Consider the following 8,386-nt stretch of genomic DNA (forward strand, 5'->3'; position numbering starts at 1 on the left):
CTCGAACCCCGGTCGCGCGCCGCCCGCGTGACGCGGGTCCCGCTCCACCTCTCCCCGGGCGGCGCGCGACCGGGGTTCGAGGGGAGTGCCGCACAGTGGTCCGCATGTCCGAGATTCCGCTCCTCAAGGTGGTCCGGGGGCAGCCGGACGAGGGTGAGTTGGCTGCGGTGGTCGCCGCGTTGCTGGTGCTGATGCGCGAGGGCGGACCGGCGGCGGAAGCGGGGCCTCGGCGGGCCGAGTGGGGCAGCGAGCGGTTCCGTCACCGCGCCGCCGCCTTCTGGCCGGCCCAGCGAGCCACCTTCCCGTCGGCTCCCTGAGCCGTCGCTTCCGGGCGGCTCTGTGAATCGTCGCGCCCCTGCACGGGGGGACGCGCGCAAGCTAGGGGGACGTGTTGACCTGCCACCGGAACTTCACCGAACTCATGCTGGCCAGGACCGAGCAGGCGCCCGGAAGGGACGCGCTGGTGCTGCTGCCGGACAACGAGGAGAGAGGGCGCCCCAAGTCGATCTCGTACCGAAGCCTGGACGCCGCCGTACGACGGCTCGCCGGCTGGTTGCAGAGCCAGGACGCCGCCGGTGAACGCGTCCTGCTGCTGCACCACTCCCGCCGCCAGTTCGCGGTCAGCTTCCTCGCCTGCCTGTACGCGGGAGCGATCGCCGTACCCTGCCCGCCCGGCGGCGGCCACGCGCACCACGAGGAACGCATCGCGGGCATCGTCAAGGACACCGCGCCCCGCGTGACGCTCACCGACGCGGCGCTGGCCCCGGAGGTCTCCCGCCTCCTGGCCCGCTGCGGGTACGGCAACATGCCCTGCCTGCCCGCCGACGCCGTACCGACCGCCCCGCCCTGGACGCCGCGGCCCACGGCCCCGGACACGGTCGCCTACCTCCAGTACACGTCCGGCTCCACGGGCCAGCCGCACGGCGTGGTGATCACCCACGAGAACCTCCTCGCCAACCAGCGGGCGATCCAGCAGGCGCTGGACACGCGGCCGGGCGACCGGATCGGCGGCTGGCTGCCGCTCCACCACGACATGGGCCTGGTCGGCCAGCTGCTGCACCCGCTGTGGCTCGGCGGCACCTCGGTGATGCTCCCGGCGGAGACCTTCGTACGGCACCCGGTGCGCTGGCTGGAGGCCATAGGCCGGCACCGGATCACCGTCAGCGGCGCCCCGGACTTCGCCTACGACCTGTGCCTGCGCCGCGTCACCGACGACCAGCTCACGGGGCTCGACCTGTCCGGCTGGCGCACGGCCGTGTCCGGCGGCGAACCCGTCCGCCCGGAGACCCTCCGGGACTTCGCCGACCGCTTCACCCCGGCCGGCTTCGACAAGGCGGCCTTCGCCGCCTGTTACGGCCTCGCCGAGGCCACCCTCCTCGTCTCCGGCACCGGCGGCACCCTCCCGCGCCGCGAACGCGCCGTCGACGCCGAGGCCCTGGAACGGCACCTGTGGCGCGCGCCCGAACCCGGGCGTCCGGCCCGCAACCTGCTGTCCTGCGGCCCGGCCGTCGGCTGCGAGACCAGGATCGTCGACCCGGAGACCCGCACCCCCGTCCCGGACGGCCGCATCGGCGAGATCTGGGTACGCGGACCCGGCGTCGCCCGCGGCTACTGGCGCGACCTCGGCGAGACGGCCCGCGTCTTCGGCGCGGCCACCGCCGACGGCGAGGGCGGCTTCCTGCGCACCGGCGACCTCGGCACCCTCGACGACGGCCACCTCTACGTCACCGGCCGCCTCAAGGACGTCATCGTCGTCGCCGGCCGCAACCTCTACCCGCAGGACGTCGAGCGCACCGTCCAGCACGTCAACGCGCTCTTCGGCCCCGGCACCGCCTTCGCCGTCCCCGGCGAACGCGAACGCGTCGTCGTCGTCCAGGAGTTGCGCGCCCGCAGCGGCTACGACCTCGACCTCGCCGCGCTCGCCTGCCAGGTGGAGCGCTGCCTCACCGAGGAGTTCGACGTACGCGTCGGCGGCGTCCTGCTGGTGCGCCCCGGCACCGTACGCCGTACCACCAGCGGAAAAGTGGAGCGGTCCGCGATGCGCGAGCTCTTCCTGCGCGGCCGGATCCGCCCGCTGCACCAGCGGCTCGACACCGATCTGGTCGTGGGGCCGGCCGCACTGACCGGATGAACCAGGGCGACGGAGGGGGCTGGTGTGATCCACGTACTGAGCGGCGAGCGGCACGAACGGGAGTTCCTCGGCTGGCTGACGGACCGGGTCTCGGACTACGCGCGCCGCGAGGTCGGCCGCGACGCCCTGCTCGTGGAGTGCGGGCTCGACTCGGTGGCCCTGCTGAGCCTGTACGGCGACATCGAGGCGGAGTTCGGCTCCCTGATCGGCCCGGAGGACATGTGGATGTACCCGACGGTCCGGGAACTGGCCCGCCACCTCGCCGTCCGCAGAGCACGCGGGACGCGCCAGGACCACGGGCCGCGCTCCGCCCGCCGGACGGTGCGCCCGGTGTTCGTGTTCAGCGGCCAGGGCAGCCAGCACCCCGGCATGGCCGAGGGCCTGTACCGCCACTCGACCCCGTACCGCTCCAGCCTGACCTGGGCCGACGAGATCCTCTGGCCCTACCTGGGCCGCTCGGTCACCGAGCTGATCCTCGGCCGCGACCCCGGCATCGACCGCACCGCCCTGTCCCAGCCGGCGCTGTTCGCCGTCGAGCACGCGCTCGCCCGGACCCTGCTGGACGCCGGAGTGCGCCCGGTCGCCGTCCTCGGGCACGGCGTCGGCGAGTTCGCGGCGGCGACGGTCGCCGAGGCCCTGACGCTGGGTCACGCGGCCCGGCTGGTCGCGCTGCGCGGCGCCTTCATGCAGCGCCTCCCGGGCAGCGGCGGCATGCTCGCGACCTGCGCCGACCCCTACGAGGCCGCCGAGGTCGCCGCCTGGGAGCCCGGCGTGTCCATCGGCGCGGTCAACGCGGCCCGCGCGACCGTCCTCACCGGCGACCTGGCGGGCCTCGCCCGCGCCCGCGCCCGCCTCGCGGACGCCGGGATCTCCAGCCGCCTCCTGCCGGTCGGGCACGCCTTCCACTCGCCGCTCATGGCGGACGCCGTCCCCGGCTTCCAGGCCGCCGCCCGCCGCGCCCCCGGCACCCGCCCGCGCGTCCCGTTCTACTCGACGGTCTACGGCCGCCAGCTCGCCGAACCCCTCGGCGCCGCCTACTGGGCCCGCCAGATCACCTCACCCGTCCGGTTCGCCGAGGCCGTACGCCGGATGCTGGACCGGCACGCGCCCACGCACGTCGTCGAGGTCGGGCCCCGGGCGGTCCTCACGCCGCTGCTGCGCAGGATCGGCGGCGCGGACGGGCCCCGGTGCCTCGCGGTGTGCCAGGGCCCGGAGAGCGACGCGGTGGATCTGGCGGGGGTGCTGTCGGCGCTGGACGCGGGACCGCTGGCGGAGGACGTATGAGCCCTGCCCCCGGGAAGCCGGCGCCGCTCACGGAATCCAGTCGGCCTCCCGGGCGATGCGGATCGCGTCGATCCGGTTGCGCGCGTTCAGCTTCGCCACGATCGCCGTCAGGTAGTTCCGGACCGTCCCCTTCGTCAGGTACAGGGCCTCGGCGATCTCCCCGGTGTCCGCTCCCCGCGCGGCGAGCCGCAGCACCTCCGCCTCGCGCGGCGACAGCGGCGACTCCACCGCCTCCCAGGCGGACAGGGCGAGCCCCGGGTCCACGACCCGCTTGCCCGCGGCCACCGCCCGCACCGAGTGGGCCAGCCGGTAGGGCGGCGCGTCCTTCAGCAGGAACCCGCAGACGTGCGCGGTCAGCGCCCGGCGCACCATGCCGGGCCGGCCGAGGCTGGTGAGGATCAGCACCCGACACGTCGGCAGCCGCTCGTACAGCTCGGCGGCGGCGGTGATCCCGTCCGTGCCGGGCAGGTCGATGTCGACGACGGCCACGTCCGGGCGGGTGCGCAGAGCGGTCTCCACGATCAGGTCGCCGCGGTCCACGGACGCGACGACCTGGAGATCGGGCTCCAGTTCCAGCAGGGCGACCAGCGCTCCCCGGACCATATGGACGTCCTCGGCGAGCAGGATCTTCACCGACAGCATTGACTCCCCCTGATCAAGCGTGTCCGCGCGAGCGGTGACGGCTACGCGCTCTCCCGCACGGCAGTGGTCGCTGCCATGGGGGTGACCGGTCGGACGGGTACTTTGGCCACGAGGCGGAACCGGCCGTCGTCGCGCACCATGGCCGTCAGCCGGCCGCCGACCTCGTCGACGCGGGTGCGGAGGTTGTCCAGGCCGCAGCCGTGCGGGCCGCCGGAGCGGCCCTTGGCGAGCACCCCGTCGTTCACCAGGACGAGCCGTACGGTCTCCCCGTCGCGGACCGCCCTGATGTCGCAGGAACGGGCCCTGCTGTGCCGCAGGATGTTGGTGACGCCCTCGCGCAGCGTCGTCGCGAGGACCGTGTCCACCGCCGGGTGCAGCCGGCCGCAGGCGATGTCGACGGTGGTGCGGATGTCGGCCGCCGCCATGACCTCCGCCGCCGACTCGGCCTCCGCCGCCAGCGACATCTCCCGGTAGCCGCTGGCCACCAGCCGCGCGTCCGCGACGGCCTGCCGGGACACCGCGAGGACCGACTCCACCTCGTCCAGCGCCCGCCCCGGCTGCGCCGGCACCAGCCGGTGGATCAGCTCGCACTTCAGGGTGATCGCGGAGAGGCTGTAGCCCAGCAGGTCGTGCACGTCCCGGGAGATGCGGCGGCGCTCCTGGGCCACCGCCGTCCGGGCCAGCTCGGCGCGAGTCGTGTGCACCTCGCGCACCAGGTCCGTCAGCAGCGTCAGACCGTGCAGCACCAGGCCTGTGAGCACCGTGGTCAGCGGCGCGTAGACCTGGGTCACCAGCGGCACGTCGAGCAGCGCGGCGTACCCGCCGGTCCCGGCCACCACCAGCCCGAACAGGGCCCACGCCACAGGGCGGGGCAGCAGGAGCAGCAGCGAGGCGCCCAGGACCCCGGCGGCCGGGGCCCAGGTGATGCCGAACCACAGGAACGGCACACAGGCCAGGGCGGCCTGGACGGCGAGCGTCAGCACCCTGTGGTGGAGGGGCCGGTGGCGGGCACGGGGCGACAGGAGCAGGAGCTGTCCGCAGAACAGGGCCGTCACACAGGCCAGGCACAGGACGAGCCGCGCCGGGCCGGGGTCGTCCCACAGGACGTTGAGCACGAGGACCGCCGAGTAGCCGCACATCACGGCGACGGCGATCATCCGCGACACCCACGTCGGCGGGACGTCCCCGCCCGGACCCCGCCACCTGGTTCCGGTTAAGGCAGCCGACCCTCCCTGACCGGTACCGGGACCCCCACGGCCGTCGCCGCGCGGGCCGCCGGTATCCGTACGGCGAAACGGGTCGGCCATGCGGTGCCTCCTCCCAAGACCGCTTGAACTGTTCGAAATATACGTTGTCCTGGCCCTGGAGAGGCTGGCCGAACAGGTATTGCTTGCGCGAACCTGTGCGCCCGGTTCGGGCAGTCACCACCGAGTACGCGGGCGGAAAGAACGAGCCGTACGGGGCGCGCGGACTCCGCCGTGCGGGATGCCCGGGGCGGCTGATTCCCGACGTTTCCGTGAACCGGATCCCGGGCCGCGGCCCGAGCGGCCGAACCGGAACCCGGCATGTCCGCGGGGAGAGAGTTTGAGCCGTGAGGGCCGGATTCGGGAGCTGCGTACGTCATGGGCCGGGCATGAACTTTTCATGATTGCGCTCATGCGTTGCTCACTGGGCGGCCCCCGGCGGGAATGGGAGCATGCGCAGCACGCTCCGAGTGGGGGACACCCGGACCCGGGTCCAGGGGATGCGACTCGAAAGGGGAGAGCACGCTATGGAGATCAAGGTATTGGGGCCGCTCACGGCGGTGGAGCAGGGCATGTCGGTGGTGCCCAGCGCGGCGAAGCCCCGGCAGATCCTGGCCCTGCTCGCGCTACAGGCCGACCACGTCGTCACCGTGCCCACACTGATGGCCGAGATCTGGGGGGAACGGATACCGCGCAGCGCGTCCACGACCCTCCAGACGTACATCCTCCAGCTGCGCCGCCGCATCGCGGCCGGCCTCGTCGGGGACGCCCGGGGCGCGAAGGACGTCCTGGTCACCCAGTTCGGCGGCTATCTGCTGCACGTCCAGCCCGGCCAGGTCGACGTCCAGGAGTTCGAGCAGCTCGTCGCCGACGGCCGGCTCGCCTACGACGCCGGCGACTACCGCACCGCCTCCCGCCTCCTCGGCGCCTCCCTCGCCCTGTGGCACGGCCCCGCCCTGGTGGACGTCCGCGCGGGCAGCGTCCTCGAACTGGAGGTGCTGCGCCTGGAGGAGAACCGGATGGCGGCCCTGGAACGCCGTATCGAGGCGGACCTCCACCTCGGCCGGCACGCGGAAGTCGTCCCGGAACTGCGGGTGCTGACGGCCCGCCACCCCATGAACGAGCGTTTCTGCGCCCAGTTCATGCTGGCCCTGCACCGCTCCGGCGGCGCCTGGCGGGCCCTGGAGGCCTACCAGCGGCTGCGCGGCGCCCTCGTCACCGAACTCGGCCTCGAACCCTCCCCGTCGCTCCAGCAGCTCCACCACGCGGTCCTCTCGGGCGACACGGCCCTCGACCCCCAGCCGGCGGGCGTCTCCAGCCCTCTTCGAGCCCCCCTTCCTACGTTGAGGGAATGACGACCCTCGATGAACTCCTGGCCGCCGCGCCGGCGCCTGATCTGGGGCGGGCCACCGCTGAGCTGAAGCTGCTGAAGGAGGAGGTGAGCCGGGGACCCGACCCGGAGGCCACGCGGCGCCAGCACGGGAAGGGGAAGCTGACCGTCCACGAGCGGCTCGACCTGCTCTTCGACCCGGGGACGTTCACCGAGATCGAGCCCCTGCGTCGGCACCGGGCCACCGGCTTCGGCCTGGAGGAGCGCAAGCCGCACGGGGACGGCGTGGTGATCGGCTGGGGCGAGGTGCACGGCCGGACCGTGTTCGCCTACGCCCACGACTTCCGGGTCTTCGGCGGGGCCCTCGGGGAGGCCCACGCCGCCAAGGTCCACAAGGTGATGGACCTCGCCCTCTCCGCCGGCGCTCCCCTCGTCGGGCTCAACGACGGCGCGGGCGCCCGCATCCAGGAAGGTGTCACCGCGCTCGCCGGGTACGGCGGCATCTTCCGCCGCAACACCCGCGCCTCCGGGATCATCCCGCAGATCAGCGTGATGCTGGGCCCCTGCGCCGGCGGCGCGGCCTACTCCCCGGCGCTCACCGACTTCGTGTTCATGGTCCGCGACACCTCGCAGATGTTCATCACCGGCCCCGACGTCGTCCAGGCGGTGACCGGCGAGGAGATCACCCACAACGGGCTCGGCGGAGCCGACGTGCACGCCGCCACCTCGGGCGTCGCCGGGTTCTGCCACGACGACGAGGCCGAGTGCCTCGACGACGTACGGTTCCTGCTGTCGCTCCTCCCGCAGAACAACCGCGAACTCCCGCCGGACACCCCGCCCACCGACCCCGTCGACCGCCGCACCGACACCCTGACCTCGCTGGTCCCGGCGGACCCGGCGCGCGCGTACGACATGCGCGCGGTCGTCGAGGAGATCGTGGACGACGGCGAGTTCTTCGAGGTCCACGAGGCGTGGGCGCGCAACGTGGTGTGCGGGTTCGCCCGCCTCGGCGGCCAGGTCGTCGGCATCGTCGCCAACCAGCCCGCCGCCCTCGCCGGGGTCCTGGACATCCACGGCTCGGAGAAGGCCGCCCGGCACGTCTCGATCTGCGACTCCTTCAACATCCCGCTGGTCACCCTCGTCGACGTACCCGGCTTCCTGCCCGGCGTGGACCAGGAGCACGGCGGGATCATCCGGCACGGCGCGAAGCTGCTGTACGCGTACTGCAACGCGTCCGTGCCCCGGATCTCCCTGGTGCTGCGCAAGGCGTACGGCGGCGCGTACATCGTCATGGACTCGCGCTCGATCGGCGCGGACCTCACCTTCGCCTGGCCGACGAACGAGATCGCGGTGATGGGCGCGGACGGCGCCGCGAACGTCGTCTTCCGCCGGGAGATCGCCGCCTCCGACGACCCGGAGGCGACCCGCGCCCGCCTCGTCGAGGACTACCGCGCCGAGCTGATGCACCCCTACTACGCCGCCGAACGCGGCCTCCTCGACGACGTCATCGATCCCGGCGACACCCGCCGCACCCTGATCCGCTCCCTGACGATGCTGCGCGGCAAGAACGCGGTGCTCCCGGACCGCAAGCACGGCAACGTCCCCCTGTGACACAGTGCCCGGGTGACCTACTCCTCCGGGACGGCCCACTCCTCCGGGACGGCCTACGACGACATGGGAACCCCGGTCCACCTGCCCCGCCCGCCGCGCCGCGTCGTCTCCCTGGTCCCCTCCCTCACCGAGGCCCTCGCCGCC

7 protein-coding genes are annotated in these 8,386 nt (G+C 73.6%); 5 read left to right on the forward strand and 2 right to left on the reverse strand.

Features of this window, described 5'->3' with window-relative positions:
- Positions 1-104: 104 nt before the first annotated feature.
- From AOK24_RS34020 to AOK24_RS34030, 3 genes are all read left to right on the forward strand, one after another.
- Entirely contained in the window at positions 105-317 is a 213-nt protein-coding gene (locus AOK24_RS34020; RefSeq protein ID WP_107104111.1) for an acyl-CoA carboxylase epsilon subunit, read from the forward strand.
- 74 nt (positions 318-391) lie between these two features.
- Complete coding sequence (locus tag AOK24_RS34025) at positions 392-2,131, forward strand: fatty acyl-AMP ligase (protein WP_055723868.1); 1,740 nt, start codon at positions 392-394, stop codon at positions 2,129-2,131.
- A 24-nt stretch (positions 2,132-2,155) separates the two neighbouring features.
- Positions 2,156-3,415, forward strand: a complete 1,260-nt coding sequence (locus AOK24_RS34030) for an acyltransferase domain-containing protein (RefSeq protein WP_055723863.1) — start codon at positions 2,156-2,158, stop codon at positions 3,413-3,415.
- A gap of 27 nt (positions 3,416-3,442) precedes the next feature.
- On the opposite strand, the gene AOK24_RS34035 is transcribed toward AOK24_RS34030, so the two are convergent.
- Positions 3,443-4,057, reverse strand: coding sequence for a response regulator transcription factor (locus tag AOK24_RS34035; RefSeq protein WP_055723864.1), 615 nt, complete (start codon positions 4,055-4,057; stop codon positions 3,443-3,445).
- A gap of 41 nt (positions 4,058-4,098) precedes the next feature.
- Positions 4,099-5,214 carry a sensor histidine kinase gene (locus tag AOK24_RS34040; protein WP_055723865.1) on the reverse strand — a complete coding sequence of 372 codons (1,116 nt, stop codon included), beginning with the start codon at positions 5,212-5,214 and terminating at the stop codon, positions 4,099-4,101.
- 614 nt (positions 5,215-5,828) lie between these two features.
- Here AOK24_RS34040 and AOK24_RS34045 point away from each other — a divergent pair.
- Entirely contained in the window at positions 5,829-6,656 is an 828-nt protein-coding gene (locus tag AOK24_RS34045) for an AfsR/SARP family transcriptional regulator (protein ID WP_055723866.1), read from the forward strand.
- Complete coding sequence (locus AOK24_RS34050; protein WP_055723867.1) at positions 6,653-8,242, forward strand: acyl-CoA carboxylase subunit beta; 1,590 nt, start codon at positions 6,653-6,655, stop codon at positions 8,240-8,242. Before AOK24_RS34045 ends, AOK24_RS34050 begins: the two co-directional genes overlap by 4 nt.
- The last annotated feature ends 144 nt before the right edge of the window (positions 8,243-8,386 follow it).

The sequence above is a fragment of the Streptomyces niveiscabiei genome (assembly GCF_001419795.1).
GTDB lineage: Bacteria > Actinomycetota > Actinomycetes > Streptomycetales > Streptomycetaceae > Streptomyces > Streptomyces niveiscabiei.